The sequence below is a fragment of the Roseibium sp. genome, assembly GCF_048260565.1.
Taxonomy (GTDB): domain Bacteria; phylum Pseudomonadota; class Alphaproteobacteria; order Rhizobiales; family Stappiaceae; genus Roseibium.
The window spans coordinates 145,340-171,835 of record NZ_JBLXGP010000015.1; the positions used below are offsets into that span (position 1 = coordinate 145,340).

General features: G+C 62.8%; 26 protein-coding genes. 11 read left to right on the plus strand and 15 right to left on the minus strand.

Annotation, left to right across the window (positions count from 1 at the left end):
- Positions 1-105: 105 nt before the first annotated feature.
- Entirely contained in the window at positions 106-1,029 is a 924-nt protein-coding gene (locus tag ACN0SO_RS23845; protein ID WP_417681819.1) for an MBL fold metallo-hydrolase, read from the plus strand.
- A 12-nt stretch (positions 1,030-1,041) separates the two neighbouring features.
- On the opposite strand, the gene ACN0SO_RS23850 is transcribed toward ACN0SO_RS23845, so the two are convergent.
- The 11 genes from ACN0SO_RS23850 to uxaC all read right to left on the minus strand — a co-directional run bounded on the left by ACN0SO_RS23850 (position 1,042) and on the right by uxaC (position 12,949).
- Positions 1,042-1,977 carry a DMT family transporter gene (locus ACN0SO_RS23850; RefSeq protein ID WP_417681821.1) on the minus strand — a complete coding sequence of 312 codons (936 nt, stop codon included), beginning with the start codon at positions 1,975-1,977 and terminating at the stop codon, positions 1,042-1,044.
- 602 nt (positions 1,978-2,579) lie between these two features.
- Complete coding sequence (locus ACN0SO_RS23855; protein ID WP_417681823.1) at positions 2,580-4,109, minus strand: UxaA family hydrolase; 1,530 nt, start codon at positions 4,107-4,109, stop codon at positions 2,580-2,582.
- On the minus strand, positions 4,109-5,290 hold the full coding sequence (gene uxuA, locus ACN0SO_RS23860) for a mannonate dehydratase (RefSeq protein WP_417681825.1): 1,182 nt from the start codon (positions 5,288-5,290) through the stop codon (positions 4,109-4,111). The genes ACN0SO_RS23855 and uxuA overlap by 1 nt, the downstream gene beginning before the upstream one ends.
- On the minus strand, positions 5,287-6,762 hold the full coding sequence (locus tag ACN0SO_RS23865; RefSeq protein WP_417681827.1) for a mannitol dehydrogenase family protein: 1,476 nt from the start codon (positions 6,760-6,762) through the stop codon (positions 5,287-5,289). The genes uxuA and ACN0SO_RS23865 overlap by 4 nt, the downstream gene beginning before the upstream one ends.
- Positions 6,734-7,462: a 2-dehydro-3-deoxy-D-gluconate 5-dehydrogenase KduD gene (gene kduD / locus ACN0SO_RS23870; protein WP_417681829.1), complete on the minus strand. Its 729-nt coding sequence runs from the start codon at positions 7,460-7,462 to the stop codon at positions 6,734-6,736. The genes ACN0SO_RS23865 and kduD overlap by 29 nt, the downstream gene beginning before the upstream one ends.
- Entirely contained in the window at positions 7,459-8,283 is an 825-nt protein-coding gene (gene kduI, locus ACN0SO_RS23875) for a 5-dehydro-4-deoxy-D-glucuronate isomerase (RefSeq protein ID WP_417681831.1), read from the minus strand. Before kduI ends, kduD begins: the two co-directional genes overlap by 4 nt.
- 24 nt (positions 8,284-8,307) lie before the next feature.
- Complete coding sequence (locus tag ACN0SO_RS23880; protein WP_417681833.1) at positions 8,308-8,637, minus strand: cupin domain-containing protein; 330 nt, start codon at positions 8,635-8,637, stop codon at positions 8,308-8,310.
- Positions 8,638-8,646: 9 nt separating this feature from the next.
- Positions 8,647-9,927 carry a TRAP transporter large permease gene (locus ACN0SO_RS23885; protein ID WP_417681835.1) on the minus strand — a complete coding sequence of 427 codons (1,281 nt, stop codon included), beginning with the start codon at positions 9,925-9,927 and terminating at the stop codon, positions 8,647-8,649.
- Between the two features lie 11 nt (positions 9,928-9,938).
- Positions 9,939-10,451 (minus strand): TRAP transporter small permease, encoded by a 513-nt coding sequence (locus tag ACN0SO_RS23890; protein ID WP_417681874.1) that lies wholly within the window; start codon positions 10,449-10,451, stop codon positions 9,939-9,941.
- An 84-nt stretch (positions 10,452-10,535) separates the two neighbouring features.
- Positions 10,536-11,516, minus strand: coding sequence for a TRAP transporter substrate-binding protein (locus ACN0SO_RS23895; protein WP_417681837.1), 981 nt, complete (start codon positions 11,514-11,516; stop codon positions 10,536-10,538).
- Between the two features lie 26 nt (positions 11,517-11,542).
- Complete coding sequence (uxaC, locus tag ACN0SO_RS23900; protein WP_417681839.1) at positions 11,543-12,949, minus strand: glucuronate isomerase; 1,407 nt, start codon at positions 12,947-12,949, stop codon at positions 11,543-11,545.
- Between the two features lie 118 nt (positions 12,950-13,067).
- On the opposite strand from uxaC, the gene ACN0SO_RS23905 reads away from it, so the two are divergent.
- The 10 genes from ACN0SO_RS23905 (at position 13,068) to paaZ (ending at position 22,606) form a co-directional block, all read left to right on the plus strand.
- Positions 13,068-13,778: a GntR family transcriptional regulator gene (locus tag ACN0SO_RS23905; protein WP_417681841.1), complete on the plus strand. Its 711-nt coding sequence runs from the start codon at positions 13,068-13,070 to the stop codon at positions 13,776-13,778.
- Positions 13,768-14,676, plus strand: a complete 909-nt coding sequence (locus ACN0SO_RS23910; protein WP_417681843.1) for a sugar kinase — start codon at positions 13,768-13,770, stop codon at positions 14,674-14,676. The genes ACN0SO_RS23905 and ACN0SO_RS23910 overlap by 11 nt, the downstream gene beginning before the upstream one ends.
- A 281-nt stretch (positions 14,677-14,957) precedes the next feature.
- Positions 14,958-15,863: a PaaX family transcriptional regulator C-terminal domain-containing protein gene (locus ACN0SO_RS23915; RefSeq protein ID WP_417681845.1), complete on the plus strand. Its 906-nt coding sequence runs from the start codon at positions 14,958-14,960 to the stop codon at positions 15,861-15,863.
- A 193-nt stretch (positions 15,864-16,056) separates the two neighbouring features.
- Positions 16,057-17,061, plus strand: coding sequence for a 1,2-phenylacetyl-CoA epoxidase subunit PaaA (gene paaA, locus ACN0SO_RS23920; protein WP_417681847.1), 1,005 nt, complete (start codon positions 16,057-16,059; stop codon positions 17,059-17,061).
- A gap of 17 nt (positions 17,062-17,078) precedes the next feature.
- The gene (gene paaB, locus ACN0SO_RS23925; RefSeq protein WP_417681849.1) at positions 17,079-17,384 is read left to right on the plus strand and encodes a 1,2-phenylacetyl-CoA epoxidase subunit PaaB; all 306 of its coding nucleotides are present in this window, start codon (positions 17,079-17,081) and stop codon (positions 17,382-17,384) included.
- Positions 17,384-18,151, plus strand: coding sequence for a 1,2-phenylacetyl-CoA epoxidase subunit PaaC (paaC, locus tag ACN0SO_RS23930; RefSeq protein WP_417681851.1), 768 nt, complete (start codon positions 17,384-17,386; stop codon positions 18,149-18,151). Before paaB ends, paaC begins: the two co-directional genes overlap by 1 nt.
- Before the next feature lie 30 nt (positions 18,152-18,181).
- Complete coding sequence (paaD, locus tag ACN0SO_RS23935; protein WP_417681853.1) at positions 18,182-18,643, plus strand: 1,2-phenylacetyl-CoA epoxidase subunit PaaD; 462 nt, start codon at positions 18,182-18,184, stop codon at positions 18,641-18,643.
- 11 nt (positions 18,644-18,654) lie between these two features.
- Positions 18,655-19,731, plus strand: a complete 1,077-nt coding sequence (gene paaE / locus ACN0SO_RS23940) for a 1,2-phenylacetyl-CoA epoxidase subunit PaaE (RefSeq protein WP_417681855.1) — start codon at positions 18,655-18,657, stop codon at positions 19,729-19,731.
- A 37-nt stretch (positions 19,732-19,768) separates the two neighbouring features.
- Positions 19,769-20,512 carry a Phenylacetic acid catabolic protein gene (locus ACN0SO_RS23945; RefSeq protein ID WP_417681876.1) on the plus strand — a complete coding sequence of 248 codons (744 nt, stop codon included), beginning with the start codon at positions 19,769-19,771 and terminating at the stop codon, positions 20,510-20,512.
- 24 nt (positions 20,513-20,536) lie between these two features.
- Complete coding sequence (gene paaZ / locus ACN0SO_RS23950) at positions 20,537-22,606, plus strand: phenylacetic acid degradation bifunctional protein PaaZ (RefSeq protein WP_417681857.1); 2,070 nt, start codon at positions 20,537-20,539, stop codon at positions 22,604-22,606.
- Positions 22,607-22,848: 242 nt separating this feature from the next.
- Here the strand turns inward: paaZ and ACN0SO_RS23955 are convergent, their stop codons facing one another.
- From ACN0SO_RS23955 to paaG, 4 genes are read right to left on the minus strand one after another with little or no spacing between them, the layout of a single operon-like run.
- The gene (locus ACN0SO_RS23955) at positions 22,849-23,448 is read right to left on the minus strand and encodes a TetR/AcrR family transcriptional regulator (RefSeq protein WP_417681859.1); all 600 of its coding nucleotides are present in this window, start codon (positions 23,446-23,448) and stop codon (positions 22,849-22,851) included.
- A 50-nt stretch (positions 23,449-23,498) separates the two neighbouring features.
- Positions 23,499-24,809 carry a phenylacetate--CoA ligase PaaK gene (paaK, locus tag ACN0SO_RS23960; protein ID WP_417681861.1) on the minus strand — a complete coding sequence of 437 codons (1,311 nt, stop codon included), beginning with the start codon at positions 24,807-24,809 and terminating at the stop codon, positions 23,499-23,501.
- 39 nt (positions 24,810-24,848) lie between these two features.
- A complete protein-coding gene (gene paaI / locus ACN0SO_RS23965; protein WP_417681863.1) occupies positions 24,849-25,280 on the minus strand; it encodes a hydroxyphenylacetyl-CoA thioesterase PaaI in 432 nt (143 codons plus the stop codon).
- A complete protein-coding gene (paaG, locus tag ACN0SO_RS23970) occupies positions 25,277-26,071 on the minus strand; it encodes a 2-(1,2-epoxy-1,2-dihydrophenyl)acetyl-CoA isomerase PaaG (protein WP_417681866.1) in 795 nt (264 codons plus the stop codon). The genes paaI and paaG overlap by 4 nt, the downstream gene beginning before the upstream one ends.
- Positions 26,072-26,496: the final 425 nt, after the last annotated feature.

The window sequence follows — 26,496 nt, forward strand, 5'->3', positions numbered from 1 at the left end:
GGTCCGGGATTACCCCTATGCGGCCGATTGTCTGCCCCGATTGACCGCGCGGCCTCCAGAGACGACTTTCACGTTCATGAAAGTTGGGAGGAGGAAAGTCCGCAAATGAAGGTATCCCCGTTGTTTCGCGCCGTTGTCGGGGCGGTGTTTCTCGTTGTTTCAGGCCCGGCTCTGGCCGGGCTGAAGACGGTCAAGGTGACCGATACGGTCTATGCACTGGTCGGAGACAAAGGCCAGCGCTCGCCAGAGAATTACGCCAACAATGCTACCTTCGGCGTGGTCGTGACCGAGGACGGTGTCGTGCTCGTGGATGCCGGCGGCAGCTACAAGGGCGCGGAGGAAATTGAGGCGGCGATCAAAGCTATCACCGATCAGCCGGTCAAGGTGGTGATCGATAGCGGCGGTCAGGATCACCGTTGGCTCGGAAACAGCTACTGGGCCGCCCGCGGCGCACGGCTGATCGCCTCCGAAGCAGCTGTTGAGGACCAGAAGGCCCGCGCCTCCATGGAACAGACCATGCTGTCGCAACTGATCGGCGACAGCCTCAAAGGAACCGAGCCGGTCTATGCTCAGGAGACGTTCGCTGAAGACCTGACCCTCTTCGTCGGCGGACGGGAGATCCGGATCGTCCATGCCGGTCCGGCGCATACGCCGGGCGACAGCTTCGTCTGGCTGCCGGACGACAAGGTCGTCTTTGCCGGAGATGTCGTCTTCACAGAACGGTTGCTTGGGGTCCTGGAGGTGTCGAATTCGGCCGGCTGGATGGCCTCGTTCGAAGCCATCGAGGCGTTGGATCCGGTGCATGTGGTACCCGGTCACGGCGACCCGACGACGCTCGCGAAGGCAAAAGCCGACACCTATGACTATCTCGCCAACCTGCGTGACAAGATCCGTGCCCACATCGACGATGGCGGCGACATCATCGGCTCGGTCGATGTCGACCAGTCGGCCTTTTCCCACCTGGAGAATTTCGACACCCTCGCCAAGCGCAACGCCCAGAAGGTGTTCACCGAAATGGAATGGGAGTAGGTGCCCGATGCTCTAGCCCGCAAATCTGGTCTTAAGACGGCGCAGGAGATCGACCGGCGCCGTCGCCAGGATCAGGCCGCCCATGACCAGCACGAAGCCGGCGAAATGATAGGGCTGCAGGTCTTCGCCCAGAAAGACCACGGCCATGAGCACGCCGTAGGGCGGCAGCAGGTACATGAACAGGCCGGTCACCGACGGTCCGACGGTCTTGATGCCATACTGGAACAGGGAGAAGGCTGCCAGTGAGGCGAAGATCACGATGCCTGCGATCGAGCGCCAGGCCTCGAAGCTCGTCGGAAAGGTCTCTTGGGCTTTGACTTCCCAGACCATGAAGGGAAACAGCGTGAGGGCACCGGCACCTGCTACGACGGCAAACAGGGTAAGGGTCGGCACTTGCGCAAAGACGCTGCGCTTTAGAAGCACCGAGTAGCCTGCCCAGCTCAGGGCGCAAAAGCCGATGATCAGGTCGCCCACGTTGAAGGAAAGCCCTAGGAGAACCGAGAGGCTGCCCTTAACGATGATCAGCACCACGCCGGCCATTGCAAAACAAACCCCGATACTTTCGCGGAGTCCCATGCGCCGGCCGCGGAAGATCCATTCCATCAGCAGGATCAGGATCGGCGACGACGTATAGATCAGCGTCGCGTTGGTCGCCGTGGTGAAGTGCAGGGCGTAATAGACCAGCGCGCCGCAGATCCACATGCCGAGGAGCCCGAGAAGGGTCACGGTCTTCCATTGCGCCTTGAGCAGCTTCGCATGGCGCAGGATGTCCATGCCGGTGAATGGCAGAAGCAGGAGGAAGGCGAAGGTCCAGCGCAGGAAGGCCAGTGTCCAGGGCTCAACTGCGGAGGTCGCCGCCCGGCCGAAGATCAGGTTGGACGTAAAGAACAGCGGCATGAAAAGCAGGGCGACATAGGGCTTCCAGTCGGCGGAGGTCTTGCCGTTCATTCCGTCTCTGTCTCCGGATATCCGTCTACCGCTGCTGCAATGAGGGCGGGACGGGAAAAGGGGTGCCTGGGAGGCGTTTCGTCTCCTTATCGGGGAACTGGAAGCTTGTACAGGCGAGGAACGTCCCAAACGGTACGGTTGGCGCTGAAAGGTCTCGACGCACTTTGCCCAACCTCAGCCCGTCGTCCTCGGACTTGACCCGAGGATCCATGCCGTTGCCGTGTCCCAAGGCAAAGCGGGTCCGTATCGTGAGGGAACGGCATGGATGCCATGGTCGAGCCCATTGCTGTCCAGCTTAATATTGGACTTCTCATATATCTTATTTGAAAGATTGAAGAATTTCAGATCGTTCGGCTTAGAGACACGCGATGGTCTCCCCATTTGTCATCCCGGTTTGGCGCGGTAGCGGCAAGACCGGGATCCGGTACTCAGTGTGGTCTGCGAGTGGAAAAGATAGCAGATTCAATAGAATACTGGATCCCAGCCTTCGCTGGGATAACAACAAACTCTCAGATCAAGCGGATTGCCATATTCAGTCAAACTTAAACCGGACATCAGTGGGTCGAGCCGTGGCATGACGGAGAAGGGCAAGGATCCTGAGATCACATAACAGCGCCGACCTGCCAGGGGACGAATTCGTGGTCGCCGAGGCCGAGCAGTTCCGACTTGCTCTTCTCGCCCGAGGCAAGCGCCAGGAGCCGGTCGAGGATTTCGGCACCCTTGTCGGCAACGGGTACGCCCTTGCTCAGGACATCGCCACAGTTGAGGTCCATATCGTCGGGCATGGCGTTGAACAGGGCATCGTTGGTGGCGAGCTTGAGGGTCGGGGCGGGTTTTGAGCCGAAAGCGGAGCCGCGGCCGGTGGTGAAGACCGTGACCTGCGCCCCGCCGGCGATCTGGCCGGTGACGGAGACCGGGTCGTATCCCGGCGTGTCCATGAAGACGAAACCGGGTGCACTCACCTGTTCGGCATAGTCGTAGACGGCGGCAAGCGGCGTTGCGCCGCCCTTGGCAGCCGCCCCCAGCGATTTTTCCAGGATCGTGGTCAGCCCGCCGGCCTTGTTGCCGGGGCTCGGGTTGTTGTCCATGCTGCCGTCGTTCATTTCCGTGTAGCGTTCCCACCAGCGGATCTGGCCGATCAGCTTCTGCGCGACGTCGTTGTTGACGGCCCGGCGCAGGAGCAGCTGTTCCGCGCCGTAGATCTCCGGCGTTTCTGCGAGAATGGCCGTGCCGCCAAGAGCGACCAGCAAATCCGAAGCGGCGCCGAGCGCCGGATTGGCGGTGATGCCGGAATAGCCGTCCGAGCCGCCGCATTGCAGGGCGACCTTGAGATCGGAGGCCGGGCAGGGGGTGCGGGTGATCCGGTTCACCTCGGGCAGCAACTCCAGAACCATGGCCTTGATCGCCTCGATGGTGGCGCGGGTGCCGCCGGTGTCCTGAATGGTCAGACCGTGGAAGCGGTCGGCCCGGTCGTCGCCATAAACCGCCTTCATGCGGGCAACCTGCATGGTCTCGCAGCCGAGACCGACGAAGACCGCAGCGCCCACATTCGGATGGGTGGCATGGCCCCAGAGCACGCGCTGAAGCATCTCGAAACCGCGGCCGCTTGCCGCCATGCCGCAGCCGGTGCCATGGGCGAAGGCGACGACGCCATCGACGTTGTCATAAGGCTCGAGCGCGCCGGAATTCTCCAGCTCGAAGGCGGCCCGGCGGATGACGGTCGCCGAGCAGTTCACCGTGGCGCAGAGCGCGATGTAGTTGCGGGTACCGATCTGGCCGTTGTCCCGCCGGTAGCCCATGAAGGTTCGCGGCGCGGCTTGAGGTATCGCGGCGCGGGCGGCGTCCAGATCCACGCCTATCTGATAATCCTGGTCGTGGGCGGAAAACGCGCAGTTGTGTGTATGGACATGATCGCCGGGCGCGATGGCCTGCGTTGCCGTGCCGATGATCTGGCCGTATTTGACGATGCTGTCGCCGACCTGATGGGTCGCACGGGCGATCTTGTGGCCGCCGGCCACGGCAACGGGCAGCGGGTTGCCGGTGGCAAGCGGATCGCTGCCCTTCGCCACCTTCGACGGCAGGATGGCGACGGTATCGGAAGGGTGAAGCGTAATCGGCTGGGCTTCGTTCATCAGGCAACTCGTTTGTAGGTCAGGCCCGCGATCACGCCGCGCAGTTCGGCCAGTCCGCGCATGCGGCCGATCAGGGGGTAACCGGGATGGGTTCCGCGTTCGTCATCTCCCAGAAGTTCGTGGCCGTGGTCCGGGCGGAAGGGGATTTCCCGGTCGGGGCGTCCCGCTTCTCGGCGGCGGCCTTCCTCCTCCAGAAGGGCTGCGACAAGATCCACCATATCCGTATCGCCGGCAAGGTGGGCGGCTTCTTCAAACGACCCGTCCGCGTCTTTCTTCACATTTCGGAGGTGCGCGAAATGGATGCGGTCGGCGAACCGGCGGGCGATGGCGGGAACGTCGTTTGCCGGATTGGCGCCCAGCGATCCCGCGCAGAGCGTCAGGCCGTTCGCCGGGCTGTCATGCGCCGCCAGGATCCAGCCGATGTCGTCGGCGTCGGAGACAATGCGCGGCAGGCCGAGAATGTCGCGCGGCGGGTCGTCGGGGTGAATGCAGAACCGCATGCCGAGATCTTCCGCAGCGGGAATGACCTCGTCCAGGAAACGCTTCAGATGGCTGCGCAGAACCGCACTGTCGGCACCGTCATAGAGTTTCAAAGCGGTTTTCAGGCCTTGCACATCGTAGCGGTCGTAAGCGCCGGGAAGACCCGACATGACCGCATGCATCAGCTTGGCCCGGTCCGCTTCCGAGGAGGCGTCGAACCAGCGCTTCGCTTCGTGGAGGACGCAGTCGGGATAGTCTTTCGCCGCTTCTTCGCGCTCGACCATGAACAACTCTAGTGCTGCCATCTTCGGTGCAGAAAAGCGCAGGCAGGTGCCGCCTCGGGCAAGGGGGGCCGCAAGGTCCGTGCGGGTCCAGTCGAGCAGCGGCATGAAGTTGTAGCAGATGGTGGTGATGCCTTCGGCGGCCAGATTGGCCATCGACTGGCGGTAATTGGCGAATAACCCCGACAGGTCACCGTCATTGCGCTTGATGCGTTCGTGGATCGGCAGGCTTTCCACCACGGTCCAGTCGAACCCGGCCTGCGTGACTGCCGCCTTGCGGGATGCGATCGCTTCCCGTGTCCAGACCTCGCCATAGGGGATTTCATGCAGGGCGGTGACAATGCCGCCCGCTCCGGTCTGGGCGATTTCGCTAAGGTCAATCCTGTCCAGGGGACCGTACCAGCGCCAGCTTTCCTTCATGCCAGTGTCTCCAGCGCCTTGCGGGTTCCAAGCGCCAGCAGGGCGCGATACGCCCGGGTCAACGGGCCGACAAGGTGTTCGGCCAGTTCGGCGTCAAAGATTTCGCGGACCGAGAGCAGGGCCGCCACCTTTGCTTCAGGCGTCTCTCCGCCGTCGGACAGCGCGCGCAGCCGATCTGCCAGCGGATCCCGGACTTCGATTGCCTGGCCCTTCTCGTCGACGCCGCCGACATAGCGCATCCAGGCGGCAACGGCGAGGATCAGGCCGGGGCAGGGACGTGCCGATCTTAGATCGTCGGCAATGGTTCCCAGGATGCGTTGCGGTAGCTTCTGGCTTCCGTCCATGGCGATCTGCCAGGTGCGGTGGCGGATCGCCGGATTGGCGTAGCGGTCGAACAGCGCTTTCGCGTAGTCGCCGAGATCGATGCCCGCCGGAGGGGCGACGGATGGTATGATTTCCTCGCGCCACAGCCGGTTGACGAAGATGGCAAAGACCGGATCGGCGACCGTCTCGGCGATGGTCTCATGGCCGGCCATATAGCCCAGATAGGCAAGCGAGGAATGGGTGCCGTTCAGCATCCTGAGCTTCATGTGCTCGTAGGGCGTGACGTCCTCGACCATCTCCACGCCGGATGACGCCAGATCGGGACGGGCGTCTTTGCCGTAGCCGCGCACGAAGTCGTCTTCCACGACCCATTGGCGGAAGGGTTCGTGAAGGACCGGTGCCTCGTCGAGGACACCGGTCGTCTCCGCCAACCGGTCGATATCCTCCGGCTTGGTCGCGGGCGTGATCCGGTCGACCATGGTGGAAGGAAACCGTGCCTCCGCCTTGATCCAGTCGGCGAGCGCCGGATCGAGCCTTCTGGCGAAGTCGAGCACGATGCCGCGGACCAGCATGCCGTTCCCAGGGAGGTTGTCGCATGTCAGGACCGTAAACGGGAACTGGCCCGCGGCGCGCCGCCGCTGAAGAGCCCGGACCAGAAACCCGGGAGCGGAGACAGGAAGGGGATTTTCCAGATCGTGAACGATGTCGGGATGGTTGGGATTAAGCCGGCCGGTCGCCGGATCGTGGCAATAGCCCTTTTCGGTGACGGTGAGGCTGACGATCCGGATCGCCGGGTCGGCCATCCGGTCAAGAACCGCTTGCGGATCCTCCTGAGCAACCAGAACCTCACGGACGATTTCCACCTGGCGCAGCTTTTCGCCGTCCGGTGCGAGTTCGACGGAGGTGTAGGCCCAGTCCTGGGGCGCGAGCCGGTCGCGGGTGTCCGGGCTTCGCAGGCTGACGCCGACAATGCCCCAGTCGCCTCCGGAGGCGTTCACAGCGTCCTCGATATAGATGGCGCCGAAGGCACGGAAGAAGGCGCCGAGCCCCAGATGCACGATGCCGGGCTCCGGCTTCGGTGCGGAAGAGCGGTGAAGTCTGGGCAGGACCTGTTGCAGTTCAGCGGGCAAGCCAGCCTCCGTCCACATTGAGAATGGTGCCGTGGATGTATTTCGCGGCCGGGGATGCAAGGAAGACGGCGGCTTCGCCGATATCGTCCGGCTCGCCCCAGCGGCCCGCCGGAATCCGGTCGAGGATCGCCTGGTTGCGGTCGGGATCGTTGCGCAGGGCCTCGGTGTTGTTGGTGGCGATATAGCCGGGGGCGATGGCGTTCACGTTGATGCCCTTTGCCGCCCATTCATTGGCGAGCAGCTTGGTCAGGCCGGCAAGCCCGTGCTTGGCGGCTGTGTAGGAGGGCACGCGGATGCCGCCCTGGAAGGACAGCACCGAGGCGATGTTGACGATCTTGCCCGTAGCCTTCCGGTCCAGGACGGCCTTGCCGAAGGCCTGGCAGTTGAAGAACGCCGCTTTCAGGTTGACGTCCATGACCGCGTCCCAGTCTGCTTCGGTGAAGTCAACCGCATCCGCCCGGCGGATGATGCCGGCGTTGTTGACCAGAATGTCGACCGGTTCCGCGGAAAAGACGTCCTTCGCCGCCATCGGGTCCGACAGGTCGAGGATGAGTTCCTTCGCCGTAGGTATCTGGCTTACGGTTTCGGCGCAGGACCGGCGCCCGGCACAGATGACCGCGGCTCCTGCCCGTCCGAGTGCCACGGCGATCGCCTGACCGATGCCGGTATTCGCTCCCGTGACGAGCGCGGTCTTGCCTTCCAAAGAAAACGGGTTCAACGCAGATCCTCCATCGCAACCATATCCATGTCCCGGTAGTCGATATTGTCGCCGGCCATGGCCCAGATGAAGGTATAGCTGCCGGTTCCCGCGCCGCAATGGATCGACCATGGCGGGGAGACCACAGCTTCCTCGTTTTTCATGACGATGTGGCGGGTCTCATCCGGCTTGCCCATGAAGTGGAAGACCCGGGTGTCGGGCGCCATGTCGAAATAGCAATAGGCTTCCATGCGCCGGTCGTGGACATGGGCGGGCATGGTGTTCCAGACCGAGCCGCCGTGAAACTGCGTGTAGCCGAGCACGAGTTGGCAGGACTCCATGACTTCCGGATGGACGAACTGGTTGATGGTGCGGTCGTTCGCCGTTTCCGGCGCGCCGAGGCGCATCTTTTTGGCATCTTCCAGCCGGATAAGACGGGCGGGAAAGGCCCGGTGCGCCGGCGCCGAGGCAATGTAGTAGCGGCCCTTGCCGGAGAAGGTGACCGGGCCGGAGCCCATCGGCAGATAGAGCACGTCGCCGTGGCCGAGGCTGTAGGTCTCGCCGCCCGCGCTGACGGCGCCGTCCTCTCCGATATTGACGATGGCCATCTCGCGCCGGTCGAGGATCGTTTTCGTGCCGCATTCCTTCACCTCGTCGAGGACCAGGTCCGAGCCATCCGGAACGGCGGCGCCAACGATCATGCGGTCGTAGTGGGTGTAGGCCAGGCGGATTTCGCCGGACTTGAACATGCCGTCGACGAGGAAGTGCGAGCGTAATCCATCGGTATCGAGCGCCTTCGCGCTGTTCGGGTCGATGGCGTGACGGGTTTCGACGGTCAGCATGTTCGAGCCTCTTTTCAAGTTCGGTTACAGGAAATCGTCCCGCCGGGGCGTGAACGTATCGATCAGGGTGCCCGGTTCCAGGCAGCGGCAGCCATGCATCGCGTTCGACGGGATCACGAAACTGTCACCCGGGCCGACCTCGATATCCTCGCCGGCGACGGTGAAGGCGAAGCGGCCCGACTGCACGTAGGTCGATTGCACATGAGGGTGGTTGTGCAGCTTGCCTTCGGCGCCTTCCTCGAAGCGGAAGGAAACGACCATCAGCTCCGGGCTTTCGCTCAGGACCTGGCGGAGGACGCCCGGATCGGCGGCGACTTGCGGATAGGTTTTCAGGCGGCTGGCATTTGTCTTCATCGGAAAACCTCAGTGGAACAGGGACGGCAGCCACAGGGACAGGAACGGCACGTAGGTCACCAGCAGCAGCGTGAAGACGGCCGCGCCGTAGAACGGCCAGATCGTCCGGATCGCCTGCCAGACGGAGATCCTGCCGACCGCGCAGCCAACGAAGAGAACCGTGCCGACTGGTGGCGTGCACAGGCCGATGCCGAGGTTCAGCACCAGGATTACGCCGAAATGGATCGGATCGACGCCGAAGGCGGTGGCGACGGGCAGGAAGATCGGCGTGGTGATTACGATCAGCGGCGACATGTCCATGAATGTGCCGAGCAAAAGAAGGACCACGTTGAGCATGAACAGGATGACCAGGGGATTGTCCGACACCTGCTTCAGGAAGGAGACCAGTTCGGCGGGGATGCGCAGGAACGCCAGCAGCCAGCCGAAGGAGGCCGCGCAGCCGATCACCAGCAGCACCATGGCCGTGGTCCTGACGGCCGCCTTGGTCGCCTCCACGAAGCCGTGCCAGTTCATGGTGCGGTAGGCGATGGCGGTGACGGCCAGTGCGTAGACGGCAGCGATACAGGAGCTTTCCGACGCTGTGAAGACGCCCGAGCGGACACCACCGAAGATGATCGCGATCAAAAGGATGCCGGGAATGGCGTTGATGAACATGGCGCCGACCATGCCCCACCCCGGAAACGTCTCGGTCGGATAGCCCGCTCTTTTGGCAACGAACCAGGCGGTCGTCATCAGGGAAATCGCCAGAATGAACCCGGGCAGAATGCCGGCGGTGAACAGGTCGGCGATGGAGAGCCGGCCACCGGCCGAGATCGAATAGATGATCATATTGTGGGACGGCGGGATCATCAGCGCGATGATCGCCGAAGTCACGGTGATGTTGACGCCGTATTCGACGCTGTAGCCCTTCTTTTCCATCTGCGGGATCATCAGCCCGCCAATGGCGGTCGCATCCGCTGCGGCAGAGCCGGAAATGCCGCCGAAGAGCAGGGAAGCTGCGATATTCACCTGACCGAGGCCGCCGCGCATGTTGCCGACCAGGGCGCCGGCAAGCGCCACGAGGCGGCGGGCAATGTCACCGCGCACCATCAGTTCTCCAGCGAAGATGAAGAACGGAATTGCCATCAGCGCGAAGACCGAGACTCCGGAATTCAGGCGCTGGAAAACGACCACAGGCGGCAGGCCAATGTAGAGAACCGTGGCGAAGGAGGCGACGCCCAGGCAGAAGGCGACGGGCGTACCGATCAGGAGCAGGAAGACGAAGGTTCCGAACAGGACGAAGGTTTCCATGGGTATCCCTGTCACTCCTCGACAAGATCGGTTTCGCCGAAGCGGGCGGTGGGCAGGCCGGCCAGACGACGGGCCAGGCGTTCAAGGGAAAACAGCACGACCAGAACCCCGCCGCCCACGAGGGGCAGGAAGTCGATCGCGCCGGAAACGCCTAAGGAAGGCAACTTGACGTTCCATGCCGACAAGGCGAGCTCCGAACCGAACCAGACCATGCCGGCACCGAAGGCGACCACCACAAGGTCGGAAATGCTGTAGAGCCAGAGCTTCACGTTCTCGGGCAGGAAATAGAGCAGAACATCGAAGCTGAGATGGTAGCCTTCGCGGATGCCGACGGCGGCACCGAGAAAGATGAACCAGCCCATCAGGATGACGGCGGCCGGCTCGCTCCAGACAAGAGAGTCATTGACAACATAACGGAAGAAGACCTGGGCCGAGATGAAGGCGGTCATCAGGATCAGGCCCGCTCCAGCCAGCCACAAGGCGAGCCGCGCGATCCGGCCGGTGAGCCGCGCTATGAATTTCATACTGTCCTGCACGATAGTCTCCGCAAGTGAGCTCCCCAAGGTATCCCATGGCGGACAGGCCGCCATGGGAGGGAGAGCTGGCTGTCAGTCGGTCGCGCGGATGCGGGCGACCAGGTCCTTCAGCTTGTCGGAGGTGACGTGCTTTTCGTAGACCGTGTCCATGGCTGCCATGAACGGCTCCTTGTCGATCTCTGTGACGATTTCGACACCGGCCGCGCGGACCTTTTCCTCGGAGGCCTTCTCACGGGCGACCCACATCTTGCGCATTTCCGGCACGGAGTCCCTTGCGGCCTGACGGACGATCGCCTGGTCTTCCGGGGAGAGCTTGTCCCAGGAGATCTTGGACATGACCAGTACTTCCGGAACGATCAGGTGTTCGTCGAGCGTGTAGTAGCCCGCGACTTCGTAGTGACCGGAGGACTCGAACGACGGCCAGTTGTTTTCCGCGCCGTCGATGACGCCGGTCTGGATGGATGAGTAGACCTCGCCATAAGGCATCGGCGTGGCGTTGGCGCCGAGTGCGGACATCATGTCGACGAAAATGTCGGACTGCATGACGCGGACCTTCATGCCCTTCAGGTCATCGATCGACTTGATCGGCTTGACCTTGTTGTAGAAGCTGCGCGATCCGCCGTCATAGAAGGCAAGGCCCACATAGCCGTGCGGCTCGAAGGCCGCCAGGATGTCGTCGCCGATCGGTCCGTCCATCACATTGTGCATGTGGTCGACCGACTTGAAGATATAGGGCAGGGAGACGACCTTGGTTTCCTCCACCAGGTTGTTGAACGGCCCCATGGAGACGCGGTTCAGGTCGATGACGCCGAACTTGGTCTGTTCGATTGTGTCCTTTTCCTCGCCGAGCTGTGCGGAATGGAACACCTCGACGCACACGCGTCCATCGGTGCGCTCCTCCACGAGCTTGCCCATGTACTTGACGGCTTCGACCGTCGGATAACCGTCCGGATGGGTATCCGAAGACTTCAGGGTGACTTCGCAGGCCATCGCTGTCGTTGCAAAGGCCACGCTCGCCAGGAGCGCTGCGGCCAGGGTTTTTACCGGTTTCATGACTTTCCTCCCATGAAATTGGCTCATCAGAGCCGGTAGGCTTGCTTGGCAAGCCGGTAAGCGAGGTCAATTGCGACCTCATATGCCTCGTCTTCCGCAAGTCGCCCCGTGGCGACCAGGGTTGCGAGATAGGCGCTGTCCACCCGGCGAGCCACATCGTGGCGGGCAGGGATGGAGCAGAAGGCGCGGGTGTCGTCGTTGAAGCCGACGGTGTTGTAGAATCCGGCCGTTTCGGTCGTCATTTCCCGGAACCGGCGCATGCCTTCCGGGCTGTCGTAGAACCACCACGCCGGACCGAGCTTCAGGGCCGGATAGACGCCGGCCAGCGGCGCCAGCTCACGGGCGTAGCTGGTCTCGTCCAGGGTGAAGAGAATGATCGTCAGGTCCCGTTCCAGCCCGACCGCGTCCAGGAGCGGCTTTAGCGCGCGGACATAATCGGTGCGGGTTGGGATATCGAAGCCCTTGTCGCGGCCGAAGGCGGCCGCCATCGGACCGGAATGATTGCGGTAGCTGCCCGGATGGATCTGCAGGACAAGCCCGTCCTCCAGGCTCATACGGGCCATTTCAGTGAGCATTTGGCCGCGGAAGGCGTCGGCCTCATCCGGCGTACAGGTGCCTTTGAGCGCCTTGTCGAACAGGGCAGCGGCTTCTGCCAGGGGCAGGTTTTCGGTGCGCGCGGTGGCGTGGCCATGGTCGGAAGAGGTCGCTCCGAATTCCTTGAAATAGGCGCGGCGGATGCGGTGGGCCTGAAGGTAGCCGGTCCATGTGATCGTGTTCTCGCCGGTGAGGACGCCGAGCTGTTCGACGTTTTCGGTAAAGCCGGCAAATTCCGGATCAACGACCGGATCAGGCCGGTAGGCGGTGATCACCCGCCCGTCCCAGCCGCTGTCGCGGATCAACCTGTGCCATCGCAGATCATCGAGAGGGCTTTCCGTGGTCGCGATTGCCTCGATATTAAATCGATTGAATAATGCGCGAGGGGTAAATTCTGGTCGAGTCAGGCAGTCGGCAAGGTGATCGTAGGTTTCGTCCGCCGTCGCCGCGGAAACGGGGGTGGTCATTCCGAACACTTCCTGGAAGGCATGATCCAGCCACATGCGCGAGGGGGTGGCGCGGAAAAGGTAATAATTCTCGGCGAAAATGCGCCAGATCTTGCGGCCGTCGGTCTCCGTCCATCCGCCGTCGGCACGCGGGACGCCGAGGCTTTCAAGGCTGATGCCCTGGGAAAACAGCATGCGGAAGACGTAGTGGTCGGGTGTAATGAACAATTGGGCGGGATCGGCAAAAGGCCTGTTTTCCGCAAACCAGCGCGGATCCGTGTGGCCGTGCGGGCTGATAATCGGCTTGTCCGCGACCGACTGGTAAAGAGCGCGGGCGATCTCGCGGGTCTGCGGATCTGCCGGAAACAGCCTGTCTGGAGGCAACAATGCCACGATAATCCTCCCAATCGCCGTGACCCGCTGCTGGTTTTCAGCAATTTTCCCAAGGGTCTTTCAATCGGCGTAGTTTAGTAATATGCTAGTATTCAAATAGAGTCAACGGAGCGAACGTATGACCGGAACGAGCCCTTTGCGGGTCCTGGAACCACTGAACCGACCGTCGGTCGCCGACACCGTTTTCGACGAATTGCACCGGCAGATCCTCTCTCTGGAACTGCCGCCGGGAACCAAGATGTCGGAAGTGGAAGTCGCCAAGGCGCTGGGCGTGTCGCGGCAGCCGGTGAGGGACGCCTTCTACCGCCTTTCCAAGCTCGGCTTTCTGTCGATTCGGCCGCAGCGGGCGACGACCGTGTCGCAGATATCCGAGAAGGCCGTATTTCAGGCACGCTTCGTCCGCAGCGCCATTGAGGCGGAAACAGTGCGGACCGCCTGCGAGCGGCTGACCGACGACGATATCAAGACGCTCGACGCTATCCTGGACGGGCAGCGGCGGGCGATCGAGGCAAAGGACGCGGAGGCCTTCCACGAGCTGGACGACCAGTTCCACCGCGAAATCTGCGAGCGTTCCGGTCTCGGTTTCGCCTGGGATCTCATCCGCGAGAACAAGGCGCATATGGACAGGGTTCGGTTCCTGTCGCTCTCCTTCGGCTCGCAGCATGCGTATGACGATCATGTGGAGGTTATGGAGGCCATCCGCAGTCGTGACATCCAGAAAGCCGTCGCGCTGATGCGCAAGCATCTGTCCCGGATCCTGGAGCAGCTCCCCAGGATCCGAAGCGAACATTCCGAATTTTTCGCCGGAGACCCGGACCTTGACGCGTAATTTTCTCGCCATCGGCGAATGCATGGTCGAAATGGCGCCAACGGGCGAGGGAACCTACCGGCTGGGCTTTGCCGGCGACACCCTGAATACGGCCTGGTACGCGCGCCGGATGCTGCCTGAGGCTTGGGATGTCTCCTACCTGACCGGGGTCGGACGGGATTCCGTTTCGGAAGAGATGCTGGCGTTCTTCGAAGATGCCGGTATCGGAACGGACCTGATCCAGCGTTTCGATGATCGCACCGTCGGTCTCTACATTATTCAGCTTAACGACGGCGAGCGCAGCTTCTCCTACTGGCGTTCCGACTCCGCCGCCCGGCAGCTTGCCCGCGACCGGACAAGGCTCGATGCGGCTCTGGCGGCTTCGGATGTGATCTATTTTTCCGGTATCACGCTTGCCATTCTGCCGACGGAGCATCGCGGCGGCTTCCTGGAAGCCGTCAAAGCCGCCCGCAAGAGAGGAGCGACAATCGCCTTCGATCCGAACCTTCGCCTGCGTCTGTGGGAAAGCGTCGAGTCCATGTGCGCTTCGGTCATGGAGGCCGCTGCCGTCAGCGATATCGTCCTGCCGTCTTTCGAGGACGAGGCAACGTTTTTCGGCGACGTGGGTCCGGTCGATACAGCAAACCGTTATTCGGAAGCCGGGGTGCCGCTGGTGATTGTGAAGAACGGGCCGGGCGAAGTCCTGTGGCAGGCCGACGGAGTGCCCTGGACTTTCCAGGTGCCGCCGGTGCCCGAGGTCGTCGACACCACGGCCGCCGGTGACAGTTTCAACGCGGCCTTCCTCGCCAGCCACCTTCAGGGTGCGGACCTTGAGGTATCGATCGCAGCCGGCGCCCGCCTTGCCGCCCAGGTCATCGGCCGGCGCGGTGCGCTGGTGGAGCAGCCGGAGGCGGTCTGAGGCGTTTTGGGAACGACTTCCCGCTTGTTGAGTGTCATCACCCGGCGAAGCCCGGGTGATCCAATCCACTTCGCCGATGGTTCCTGATCGAGACGCAAGGCTTGGCGCAAGCAGTTCCTATTGCGCCGGAATTTCAGCACTCTGGAAATGAGTAGATTACCCGGACTGCGCCGGGTAATGACACCGAATGTGGGGGCGGTTCCGCTCCTTGCTCTTGCAACCGGCGTTGCAAAAGGGTCTTTTGGGGCCTTTCCGTCACACCGCTCCAGGAGACGCAGCGATTGAGGAATAAGGAACGGCCCGCCGCGGAGACAGTGCCGGCGGTCCTGAAGCAGCTTTGGTTCGAGCCGCCGCGGGCGGCCGCTTTCATCGTCACCATTTATGGTGACATCGTCGAACCGCGCGGCGGGGTGCTTTGGATGGGCAACCTGATCGAGGTCTGCGGAACGATCGGAATCAGCGAAAGCCTGGTCCGGACGGCGGTATCCCGTCTCGTCTCGGCCGGCCAGCTTTCCGGCGAACGTGACGGCCGGCGCAGTTTCTATCGGCTGACGGACCGGGCGCGGGTGGAGTTCCTTCAGGCTGCGAGAATCCTGTTCGATCCGGACCCGGCTCCGGAGGGATTTCTCATTGCACCGCGTCCTCCGGCGGAACAGGAATCCGGCTTCCTGCGTCAGGGCTTTGCCGTCGCCGGCGCCTTTCTGATCGGGCCGGACCGGTCCCCGAGAGCGGTTCCCGCGCAGAGCGGGCTGCCGGGACCGGTGTTCCGCGCGGAAACCGTTGCCGGGGACGAAGAGCTTCCGGCCTTCGCCGCCAGATACTGGGAGCTGGACCCGCTGGCCGATGCTTACGGCACGTTCCTGGATCGTTACCGGCGACTATCGGACTATCTGGCCACCGGTGAGCCGCTTCGTGGAGCCGATGCAATGGCGGCCCGGCTGATACTTGTCCATGATTACCGCCTGGTGCTCCTGCGCGATCCGCGTCTTCCGGTTCGGGCTCTTCCTCAGGACTGGCCGGGACGTGAGGCCCGGTCCCTGTTTGCCGACCTCTATCGGCGGCTGTCGCCGGAGACGGACCGGCATACGGGCATGCATCTTCAAAGCGTTTCCGGTATACTGCCCGCCAGTACCGAGGCGACCGACAAGCGGTTGCGGACGATCGCCGGAAATACCATCGAGATCTGACCTGTTTTCAAGAGGTTTCCGCCGCTTTCGGACGGTTCGGATTGGAAGCATCACAGAAATGAAAAGAAATCACTTTTTATGTGATGCTTTGTGCGTTATATATTCATGACCGATCGGTCGACGAATGGGTTTTTGCCCGCTGAGTAGCTCGTCTCTGGCCGGTCGCACGGATGCGAATTGAGGAGGAGGGCGCATGTACGCGCAAATGGTCAAGACCGCTTCGGACGGCATCAAATCCCGCGAGGACATGAGCCCCGAAGAAGCCGCCTTTCAGGCAAAGATCGACGCGGACATCAAGATCGAGCCGCGGGACTGGATGCCTGAGGACTACCGCCGCACGCTGATCCGCCAGATCGGCCAGCACGCCCATTCCGAAGTTGTCGGCCAGCTGCCGGAAGGCAACTGGATCACGCGCGCGCCGACGCTTGAACGCAAGATGATCCTGCTGGCCAAGGTGCAGGACGAAGCCGGCCATGGCCTCTATCTTTATTCCGCCGCCGAGACGCTCGGCGTGAGCCGCGACGAGATGGTCGAGATGCTCCACGCGGGCAGGATGAAATATTCCTCCATCTTCAACTATCCGACGCTGAACTGGGCCGATATCGGCGCGGTCGGCTGGCTGGTCGACGGGGCTGCCATCATCAACCAGGTCGCCCTGCAGCGCACGTCCTACGGGCCCTACAGCCGCGCCATGATCCGTATCTGCAAGGAAGAAAGCTTCCATGCCCGCCAGGGCTACAGCGCGATCATGAAGATGGCCTTCGGGACGCCGGAGCAAAAGCGCATGGCCCAGCACGCGGTCAATCGCCTGTGGTTCCCGGCACTGATGATGTTCGGCCCGTCCGACAAGGATTCCGTCCATTCCGAACAGTCCATGGCCTGGAAGATCAAGATCAAGACCAACGACGAGCTGCGCCAGCAGTTCGTGGACCAGACCGTGCCGCAGATCCTCTATCTCGGCCTGGAGCTGCCGGACCCGAACATCAAGTGGAACGAGGAACGCGGCCACTACGATTTCAGCGATCCGGACTGGAGCGAGTTCTTCAACGTTCTCAAAGGCAACGGCCCGTGCAACACGGACCGAATGAAGGACCGCGTCGGTGCCTGGGAAGACGGCGAATGGGTTCGCGACGGCCTGATGGCCCATGCCCGCAAGAAACAGGCCCGCAAGGAAGCGGCCAAGATCGCCGCAGAATAAGTCAGGAGGAGGCACCAATGAGCAACGAAACGAAACAGAGCCGCTCCGAATGGCCCCTGTGGGAAGTCTTCATTCGCGGCCAGCACGGCATGAGCCACCGTCACGTGGGTTCCCTGCATGCTCCCGACGCCGAGATGGCGATCAAGAACGCCCGTGACGTCTATACGCGCCGCAATGAGGGCGTCTCTATCTGGGTGGTGGAAGCCAAGCACATCGCGGCCACCGCTCCCGGCGAGAAGGGTCCGTTCTTCGAACCGTCGGAAAGCAAGGTTTACCGTCACCCGACCTTCTTCGATATTCCCGATGAAGTGGGGCACATGTAATGGCTGACGTCGACAACAAGGCTCTCTTCGAATTCCTGGTGCGGATGGGCGACAACACGCTGATCCTCGGGCACCGGGTTTCGGAATGGTGCGGTCATTCGCCGATCCTGGAAGAGGACATCGCGCTCGCCAACACCGCGCTCGACATGCTCGGCCAGACCAAGATGTGGCTGGACTACGCCGGCAAGGTGCAGGGCGAGGGCAAGTCGGCCGATGACCTGGCCTTCCTGCGCGATGCCTGGGACCTGCGCAACGTGCTGCTCGTCGAACTGCCGAACGGCGATTTCGGCCAGACGCTGATGCGCCAGTTCCTGTTCGACGCCTGGCATTCGATCATCCTCGGCCATCTCCTGAAGTCGAGCGATGACGAAGTCCGCGCGATCGCACAGAAGGCTTCGAAGGAAGTGGCCTATCACCTGGAACGCTCGGCCGACACGGTGGTGGGTCTGGGCGACGGCACGCCGGAAAGCCACAAGCGCATGCAGGCGGCGCTCGACTATCTGTGGCCCTATGTGGGCGAGATGTTCGAGACCGACGACATCGACCGGGCGATGGCCGCGGCTGGTGTCGCGCCTGAGCCTTCTGGTCTGAGGGCCGATTTCGACGCACTGGTGGGCCGGGTGCTCGCCGATGCGACGCTGACCATTCCGGAGGGCAAATTTGCCCACAAGGGTGGCCGGAACGGTTACATGCACACAGAGCACCTGGGGCATATCCTGTGCGAGATGCAGTGGCTGCAGCGGGCCTATCCAGGCTGCGAGTGGTAAGTTTCTGAAAGGTCAGAAAAGGCCAAGACGATGGCACATCCTTCGACCGAACAGGTCTGGGAATGGCTGGAGGCTGTTCCCGACCCCGAGATTCCTGTCCTGACGCTGGCGGATCTCGGCATCATCCGGAACGTGGACTGGGAGGACGACACCTGCGTGGTGACCGTGACCCCGACGTATTCCGGCTGCCCGGCGACCAGCATCATCAATCTCGATATTGAGACCGCTCTGCGGGACAAGGGGCTGACGAAGATCGAGCTGCGCAATCAGCTCGATCCGGCCTGGACCACCGACTGGATGTCGGAAAAGGGGCGGGAAAAGCTTGAAAAATATGGGATTGCACCGCCCCAGCCGGCGGGCGGTCCCGAGCGTTGCCCCCACTGCGGCAGTCCCAACGTGGAAAAACTGAGCCAGTTCGGTTCCACCCCGTGCAAGGCGCAATGGCGCTGCACGGACTGCCTGGAACCGTTTGAATATTTCAAGTGCATCTGAGGGAGGAACCCATGGCGCGCTTTCACGATCTTGAAGTCGTCGATGTCCGCAAAACCATCCGCGATGCGGTGGTCGTCACGCTGCAGCCGGTCAACGGTGCGGCGGCGGAATTCGACTTCACGCAAGGCCAGTACCTGACCTTCCGCCGGGATTTCGACGGCGAGGAGTTGCGCCGGTCCTACTCGATCTGTTCGGGCAAGGATGAAGGTGTGCTCCAGGTCGGCATCAAGCGGGTGGACGGCGGCGCCTTTTCCACATGGGCCAACGAGGATCTCAAGGTCGGCGATACGATCCAGGCGATGCCGCCCATGGGGGCGTTCCACACCGAGATCGAACCTTCCGCTGCAAAACATTATCTCGGGTTTGCCGGCGGCTCGGGCATCACGCCGGTGCTGTCGATCCTGAAGACCACGCTGGCACGCGAACCGAAGTCGGTTTTCACGCTGGTTTACGCCAACAAGGCGGTGAACACGATCATGTTCCGCGAGGAATTGGAAGACCTCAAGAACATGTATCTCGGCCGGTTCAACGTCATCCACGTTCTGGAAGCGGACGCGCAGGATATCGACCTCTTCACCGGACTGGTGACGGAAGAAAAATGCGCCGAGCTGTTCAAGACCGGCTGGGTCGATATCGAAAGCGTCGACACGGCCTTCATCTGTGGCCCGGAACCGATGATGCTTGGCATCGCCTCGGCGTTGCGCAAGGCAGGGCTCGACGACAGCCAGATCAAGTTCGAACTGTTCGCCTCCGCCCAGCCCGGGCGGGCGAAGCGCAAGGTTGTTTCCAAAGAGGGCGCCAACGCGGACCACGAGACCACAACCGCGATCACCCTGGACGGCTCGACCCAGACGATCAGGATGTCCAAGGACACCTCGATCCTGGACGCGGCGCTGCAGAACAACCTGGATGCGCCCTACGCCTGCAAGGCCGGTGTCTGCTCCACCTGCCGCTGCAAGGTGCTGGAGGGCGAGGTGGAGATGACCGCCAACCATGCGCTTGAGGACTACGAGGTGGAGAAGGGCTATGTGCTTTCCTGCCAGTCCTACCCGGTGACGGACAAGGTCGTCGTCGACTACGATCAGTAAAGGCCAGGGGCCAAGGGAGGACACGGCGATGGAAGACATGAGCATCGAGAGCTATCTCGAACAGGGCGGGGTTCTGACGAGCCCGTCCAACGCTCCGGCCCGATATCGCGGCGAACTGATGCGCCTGATGGCCTCGTTCGTCGACAGCGAACTGGCCGGCTCCGCCGGCTTTGCCGATGTGATCAACACCGCACCCGGGATCAAGCAGCGCATTGCCGCCGCGCGGATCGTGCTGGAAAAGGCCGATCACGCCGAGCGTGTCCTGAACATCATGGGCGAATTCGGCGCTGACATGGGGCGTTATGCGGTCCACCAGCCCTGGGCGGAACGGCTTGACCGGAACGCGGACCTGGGGGCTGCCCGCCACGGCGGCGACATGCGCCTGTCGGTATTCCATTATCCGTTTACGGGCTGGACCGATGCGGTGGTGATGAACGTGCTGATGGGGCTTGCCACCGGCGTCCAGCTGGAAGAACTCGTCAAGGTGTCCTACGGACCACTGGCCACCGCCTTCCGCGAGATCGCGCCGCGGGAAAACCGTCATGCCGAATTGGGTCTTGAAGGCCTGGAGCGGATCGCAGCCGACCCGGCGGAGAAGGAAGTGGCCAAGGCGTCGATCGCCTACTGGCGGCCGCGGGTTGCGGTTACCTTCGGCGTTGCCGGGTCCACCCGGTTCGATACGCTGAAGCGCTTCGGGCTCCGCCACACAACGAATGAAGACTTGCTCGCCAGGTGGACGGACAAGGTCGACAGCAAGCTGTCGGCCATGGGTCTTGGCTGAGCGAAATCAAACGAGGGGACTTTCATGACTGCACATGCAGGAACGCCGCGCCGCCTGGAGAGCTATGTCTGCGGGGGGTGGGCCCCGGGCGCCGGCGAGGGCAAACCGCTGTTGAACGCGGCGACCGGGGAACCGGTCGCCTTCATCGATTCAAGCGGTATCGATTTCGCCGAGATGCTGGCCTTCGGCCGGGAGAAGGCGGGCGCGAGCCTGCGCGCCATGTCGTTCCACGAGCGCGCGCTGATGCTGAAGGCCATCGGCCTGATGTTGATGGAAAAGAAGGAAGAGTTCTACGCCGAAAGCCTTGCGACCGGTGCGACCCGTGCCGACGGCTGGGTCGACATCGAGGGCGGCATCGTCACCCTGATGAACTATGCCTCCAAGGGCCGCCGGGAACTGCCGAACACCAAGGTTCTGGTCGACGGGCCGGTGGAACCGCTGTCGAAGGATTCCAGCTTTTCCGCCCAGCATATCCTGACCCCGCTCCATGGCGTCGCCGTCCACATCAACGCCTTCAACTTCCCCTGCTGGGGCATGCTGGAAAAGATCGCGCCGACGCTGCTCGCCGGCATGCCGGCCATCGTCAAGCCGGCCAGCCAGACCGCCTATCTGACCGAGCTGATGGTCCGCCGGATCGTGGAGACCGGCATCCTGCCGGAAGGCGCGCTGCAGCTCATCTGCGGCTCGACGGGCGATCTGCTCGATCACGTCACCTGTCAGGATGTGGTCACCTTCACCGGATCTGCCTCCACCGGGCGCATGCTCAAGGCGCAGCCGGCGATCATCGAGAATTCGGTCCGCTTCACCATGGAGGCCGACAGCCTGAACGCGGCGATCCTGGGCACCGATGCCGGTCCCGGCACGGAGGAGTTCGACCTCTTCGTTAAGGAAGTCGCCAGGGAAATGACGGTCAAGGCCGGGCAGAAATGCACCGCCATCCGCCGGGTGATCGCGCCGCGCGCCCATGTGGACGCGCTGGTTGCCGCTCTGACGGAACGCCTCGGCAAGACGGTCGTCGGCGATCCGGCCAACGAGGCGACCCGCATGGGCGCGCTTGCAAGTCTCGACCAGCGCGACGAGGTGCGCGACCGGATCAAGGACCTGTCTCAGGACGCGGAAATTGTCGCTGGCGCTCCCGATGCCGTCCAGGTCGCCTCGGGCGATGCGGACAAGGGGGCGTTCCTCAATCCGGTGCTGCTTTACTGTGCCAAGCCGTTCGAGGCCAAGGCCGTGCACGATGTGGAGGCCTTCGGCCCGGTGTCGACCGTCATGCCCTATGACACGATCGAGGAAGCCGTAGACCTCACCCACAAGGGCAAGGGCTCGCTGGTCGCCTCCGTCTTCACCAACGACCCCAAGGTCGCCGAAGACGTGGTGCTCGGCATGGCGCCGTTCCATGGCCGCGTCATGATCGGCAACCGCGCCAGCGCCAAAAGCTCCACCGGTCACGGCTCGCCGCTGCCGATGCTGGTTCATGGCGGACCGGGCCGGGCAGGGGGCGGCGAGGAACTCGGCGGCATGCGCGGCGTCAAGCACTACATGCAGCGCACCGCCGTCCAGGGTGTGCCGCGTCTCTTGTCGGCGGTCACCGGCCGCTGGATGGATGGCGCCGACGTCAACAAGGACGGCGTCCATCCGTTCCGCAAGTCTCTGGCGGAACTCAGGATCGGCGACCAGCTCGTTACCGCGAGCCGCGAGGTCACGCTGGAGGACATCGAGCATTTCGCAGAGTTCACCGGCGACACCTTCTATGCCCATATGGACGAGGCGGCGGCCAAGGCGAACCCGTTCTTCGAAGGCCGGGTGGCCCACGGCTACCTGATCGTCTCCTTCGCCGCAGGTCTCTTCGTCGACCCGGCGCCGGGCCCTGTGCTTGCCAACTACGGCGTCGACAACCTGCGCTTCCTGACCCCGGTCAATCCGGGCGACACCTTCCAGGTTCAGCTCACGTGCAAGGAGATCAACCCGCGCGTCAACGCCGACTACGGCGAAGTGCGCTGGGACTGCCAGGTGACCAACCAGAACGGCGACGCCGTCGCCCTCTACGACGTGCTCACCATGGTGGCCAAGACCTGGCCGCTGGTGGAGAGTTGAGGCGAGGGCAGAGGGGCTATCCTCTCTTGCCACACTAACGATAGTCATCCCGGACGAAGCCTTGCGGCTTTTCCGGGATGACTGCGGTTAGGGGAGTGGCGCCGTACCATGCCGCACCCAATGGGAAGAGAAATATCGGCGTCCGCATTCTCCCCATCTACGAGCCCCCACAAAAAAATGACCGGGCAGAGCCCGGTCATGAGGTCGTGTGGGAGTTTATGGTTATTATCAGCAAGTGACGGTCACCGGACCGCCTTGATGCCTTCCAGCACCAGCGTTGTGGCAATGTCGGCGTAGTCGTCGCGGGTGATTGGGCCGCCTTCGCGGAACCACATGTAGGCCCAGTTCATCATGCCGAAGAGGGACATGGTGACCGGCATCAGGAGCGGGCGTTCCGCATTGTCGAGGGACGGATTGATCTCCCGCAGAATAGCGGAAAAGCGGCGGACGATGCGCCGTTCGATGGCGCGGATTGCGTCGCGCTGGTCGTCGTTGAGCGCCTCGGAGGCGTTGAGCTGGACCTTGTGCTCGTTGTCCGCGTCCCGGTAGTTCTCCAGCGTGATCCGCACCAGCGCATGCAGCCGGTCTTCCGGCGAAGCCTTCGGATCGTCGGCCGCCTCGACCGCGGCGTCCAGATCCTCCAGATGACTCTGGATGATGGCGAAGATCAGCGCATCCTTGGCCGGGTAGTAGTGATAGAGCAGGGACTTGGACACGCCGGCGGAATTGGCGACCAGGGACATGGAGGCCTTCTCCATGCCCTGTTCGGCAAAGACGGCAGCCGCACTCTCCAGAATGCTGCGCTGCTTGTCTTCAAAATCGCTGGCGCGGGTGCGGGCCATGCCTTTGGTTCACCTGTCGTCTCGGGTTTGAAGGAGGGGGAGGCCCCTCCTTATTCCTTGGGCCGGTTGTCGACGACCCGCTTGGCCTTGCCCTGGGAGCGTTCCACGCCGCCCGGCTCGGTCACGTCGATGCGTGTGGAAACGCCGATCACGCTCTTGATGTGATGGGCGAGTTCCTTCGCCGATGCGCCGCGGGCGTCCGCGCTGGCGGCACTCTCGGTCGATTCCACGTGGACGGTCATGTTGTCCATGCGGCCCTCGCGGTTGAGCTCGATCTGGAAATGGGGCGCAAGGCCGGCGCATTTCAGGATCTGTTCCTCGATCTGGGTCGGGAAGACGTTGACGCCGCGCAGGATGATCATGTCGTCCGACCGGCCGGTGATCTTTTCCATCCGCCGCATGGAGCGGGCGGTGCCCGGCAGCAGGCGGGTCAGATCGCGGGTGCGATAGCGGATGATCGGCAGGGCTTCCTTGGAAAGCGAGGTGAACACCAGTTCGCCTTCCTCGCCGTCGGGCAGGACTTCGCCGGTCGCCGGATCGATCACTTCCGGATAGAAGTGGTCTTCCCAGATGTGCAGGCCGTCCTTGGTTTCCACGCACTCGTTGGCAACGCCCGGGCCCATGACCTCGGAGAGGCCGTAGATGTCGACTGCGTGCATGTCGAAGGCCTGCTCGATTTCCTGGCGCATGGCGTTGGTCCAGGGCTCGGCGCCGAAAATGCCGACGGCGAGCGAGCTTTCGCGGGGGTCGAGGCCCTGCCGGCGGAACTCGTCGAGGACCGACAGCATGTAGGACGGCGTCACCATGATGATACGTGGCTTGAAGTCGTCGATCAGGGTCACCTGGCGTTCGGTCATGCCGCCGGACATGGGCACCACGGTGCAGCCGAGCTTCTCGGCGCCGTAATGGGCGCCAAGACCACCGGTGAACAGGCCGTAACCATAGGCGACATGGACAATGTCGCCGGGACGACCGCCAGAGGCACGGATGGAGCGGGCGACCATGGACGCCCAGGTGTCGATGTCCTTTGCGGTATAACCGACCACGGTCGGCTTGCCGGTGGTGCCGGAGGAGGCGTGGATACGGACCACATCCGACTGCGGCACGGCAAACATACCGAAAGGATAGTTGTCGCGCAGGTCCGTCTTGACGGTGAAGGGGAACTTGGCGAGGTCGCCCAAGGTCTTCAGGTCGTCCGGATGGACGCCGTGGGCGTCGAATTTCTGCTTGTAGAACGGCGAATTGTTGTAGGCGTGGGTCAGAGACCACTTCATGCGCTCAAGCTGCAGGGCCGAGATCTCGTCGCGCGAGGCGGTTTCGATCGGCTCCAGATCGCCGGGGCGTGGTGACAGATCCTCCATGGGGTCCTCCTGCTTCGGATAATGACGGTCTTGAGCCGTTTACTCCGGTAGATGCGTACCTTTGACGGTGGCTGAGTGGCCGGTGAACCGGGCAATCATTTCGCCGTTCTGATTGGTGATGGTGATGTCGTAGAGCCCGGTGCGTTTCTTGCGCGAGACTTCGCGGGCTTCCGCGGTCAGCCGATCGCCGATGCGGCCGGGCGCCAGAAAAGTGACCGAGCAGTGCTGAGCGACCGTCAACTGGTTGTAGGTGTTGCAGGCAAAGGCAAAGGCGCTGTCGCACAGGGTGAAGATATAGCCGCCGTGACAGTTGCCCTGGCCGTTCGACATGGCCTCGGTGATGGTCATGGACATGGTCGCTTCACCGGGGGCGATATGCTCCAGCTTCATGCCGAGTTTCTGGCTGGCGTGGTCGTTGGCCCACATGGCCTTGGCGCAGGCGTCGGCCATTTCCTGAGGGGTCATGGTCATTTGCCGCGAAACTCCGGTGCGCGCTTTTCCAGAAAGGCGGTGACGCCTTCCGCATAGTCCGCGCTCTTGCCGGCCTGGCGCTGGAAGTCGCGCTCCAGGTCGATCTGGGCATCGAAGGAATTGGTCGAGGCGGCCTGGATCAGCTGCTTGGTGAGGCCGAGCCCGAGGGTCGGGCCATTGGCGAGCTTGCGGGCCAGCGCCGTGGCCTCGTCCATCAGCTTGTCGTCGTCGAGGGCCTTCCAGATCATTCCCCAGTCGGCGGCGGTTTCCGCAGGCAACGGCTCGGCGGTGAGCGCCAGCGCCTTGGCGCGGGCCTCGCCGAGCAGGTGGGTGAGCGACCAGCTGCCACCCGCATCGGGCACCAGGCCGATCTTGGAGAAGGCCTGTATGAATTTCGCCGACTTGGCCGCCAGCACGATATCGCAGGCAAGGGCGATATTGGCGCCGGCGCCTGCCGCCACGCCGTTGACGGCGCAGACGATCGGCTTTTCCATGGATTTCATGATCCGAAGGGTCGGATTGTAGAGCGTGTCGAGGGTCACGCCGAGATCGGGCGCAGGGCCGCCGGCGCGCGGATCGCGGTTGCCGAGATCCTGACCGGCGCAAAAGCCGCGTCCGGCTCCGGTCAGCAGAACTGCGCCGATATTGGCATCGTCACGGGCGCGCTCGAACCCGGCGCGCAGTGCGTAATGCATGTCCTCGTTGAAGGAATTCAGTTTATCCGGACGGTTCAGCGTCAGTGTCAGGACACGCTGGTCCTCGACAACCGTCACAGCGGTTGAATCGCTCATATGTCTCCTCCCTGCAGGCCTCCAGCCTATTGGGCCTACTTTCCCATAGTCCGACCGGCCGGTCAATTAATTTTGACGGTCATTCGGTCGCATATTTCAAGTTTGAAAGTGTATGGTTCGGGAAGGGAGCGGAGGCAAACGCAAATGCCATGTAAGGGCAAGGCTTTGCGCCTCACACAAACCGCCACCCCGGCCTTGAGCCGGCGCCTGATCCATGCGCCCTAAGTCTTGGGTGGTGGAAAGAGGCAGGGCGGTGCCCATCCTCGGTTATCGTCCCGGCTGCAGCGAAGCGGAGAGCCGGGAACCAGTAATCCGAGAGGCCGGTTATTCGAGCCGGGAGGACATGGGGTACTGTTGGGGTGGACGGCCCCTACGGCATCGATGTGCCAGAATGAGGTTGTTACCGATCTCAAACGATGGAGCCG

Bases quoted from the DNA above. Each gene is read 5' to 3' on its own strand.
- paaZ (WP_417681857.1), top strand. From the start codon at position 20,537: ATGACTGCACATGCAGGAACGCCGCGCCGCCTGGAGAGCTATGTCTGC.
- ACN0SO_RS23895 (WP_417681837.1), bottom strand. From the start codon at position 11,516: ATGAAACCGGTAAAAACCCTGGCCGCAGCGCTCCTGGCGAGCGTGGCC.
- ACN0SO_RS23845 (WP_417681819.1), top strand. From the start codon at position 106: ATGAAGGTATCCCCGTTGTTTCGCGCCGTTGTCGGGGCGGTGTTTCTC.
- ACN0SO_RS23850 (WP_417681821.1), bottom strand. From the start codon at position 1,977: ATGAACGGCAAGACCTCCGCCGACTGGAAGCCCTATGTCGCCCTGCTT.
- ACN0SO_RS23945 (WP_417681876.1), top strand. From the start codon at position 19,769: ATGAGCATCGAGAGCTATCTCGAACAGGGCGGGGTTCTGACGAGCCCG.
- paaA (WP_417681847.1), top strand. From the start codon at position 16,057: ATGTACGCGCAAATGGTCAAGACCGCTTCGGACGGCATCAAATCCCGC.
- paaD (WP_417681853.1), top strand. From the start codon at position 18,182: ATGGCACATCCTTCGACCGAACAGGTCTGGGAATGGCTGGAGGCTGTT.
- paaE (WP_417681855.1), top strand. From the start codon at position 18,655: ATGGCGCGCTTTCACGATCTTGAAGTCGTCGATGTCCGCAAAACCATC.
- ACN0SO_RS23865 (WP_417681827.1), bottom strand. From the start codon at position 6,762: ATGTGGACGGAGGCTGGCTTGCCCGCTGAACTGCAACAGGTCCTGCCC.
- kduI (WP_417681831.1), bottom strand. From the start codon at position 8,283: ATGCTGACCGTCGAAACCCGTCACGCCATCGACCCGAACAGCGCGAAG.
- ACN0SO_RS23905 (WP_417681841.1), top strand. From the start codon at position 13,068: ATGACCGGAACGAGCCCTTTGCGGGTCCTGGAACCACTGAACCGACCG.
- paaK (WP_417681861.1), bottom strand. From the start codon at position 24,809: ATGGAGGATCTGTCACCACGCCCCGGCGATCTGGAGCCGATCGAAACC.
- ACN0SO_RS23855 (WP_417681823.1), bottom strand. From the start codon at position 4,109: ATGAACGAAGCCCAGCCGATTACGCTTCACCCTTCCGATACCGTCGCC.
- ACN0SO_RS23955 (WP_417681859.1), bottom strand. From the start codon at position 23,448: ATGGCCCGCACCCGCGCCAGCGATTTTGAAGACAAGCAGCGCAGCATT.
- paaI (WP_417681863.1), bottom strand. From the start codon at position 25,280: ATGACCATGACCCCTCAGGAAATGGCCGACGCCTGCGCCAAGGCCATG.
- ACN0SO_RS23885 (WP_417681835.1), bottom strand. From the start codon at position 9,927: ATGGAAACCTTCGTCCTGTTCGGAACCTTCGTCTTCCTGCTCCTGATC.
- paaC (WP_417681851.1), top strand. From the start codon at position 17,384: ATGGCTGACGTCGACAACAAGGCTCTCTTCGAATTCCTGGTGCGGATG.
- paaG (WP_417681866.1), bottom strand. From the start codon at position 26,071: ATGAGCGATTCAACCGCTGTGACGGTTGTCGAGGACCAGCGTGTCCTG.
- ACN0SO_RS23890 (WP_417681874.1), bottom strand. From the start codon at position 10,451: ATGAAATTCATAGCGCGGCTCACCGGCCGGATCGCGCGGCTCGCCTTG.
- uxuA (WP_417681825.1), bottom strand. From the start codon at position 5,290: ATGAAGGAAAGCTGGCGCTGGTACGGTCCCCTGGACAGGATTGACCTT.
- paaB (WP_417681849.1), top strand. From the start codon at position 17,079: ATGAGCAACGAAACGAAACAGAGCCGCTCCGAATGGCCCCTGTGGGAA.
- ACN0SO_RS23880 (WP_417681833.1), bottom strand. From the start codon at position 8,637: ATGAAGACAAATGCCAGCCGCCTGAAAACCTATCCGCAAGTCGCCGCC.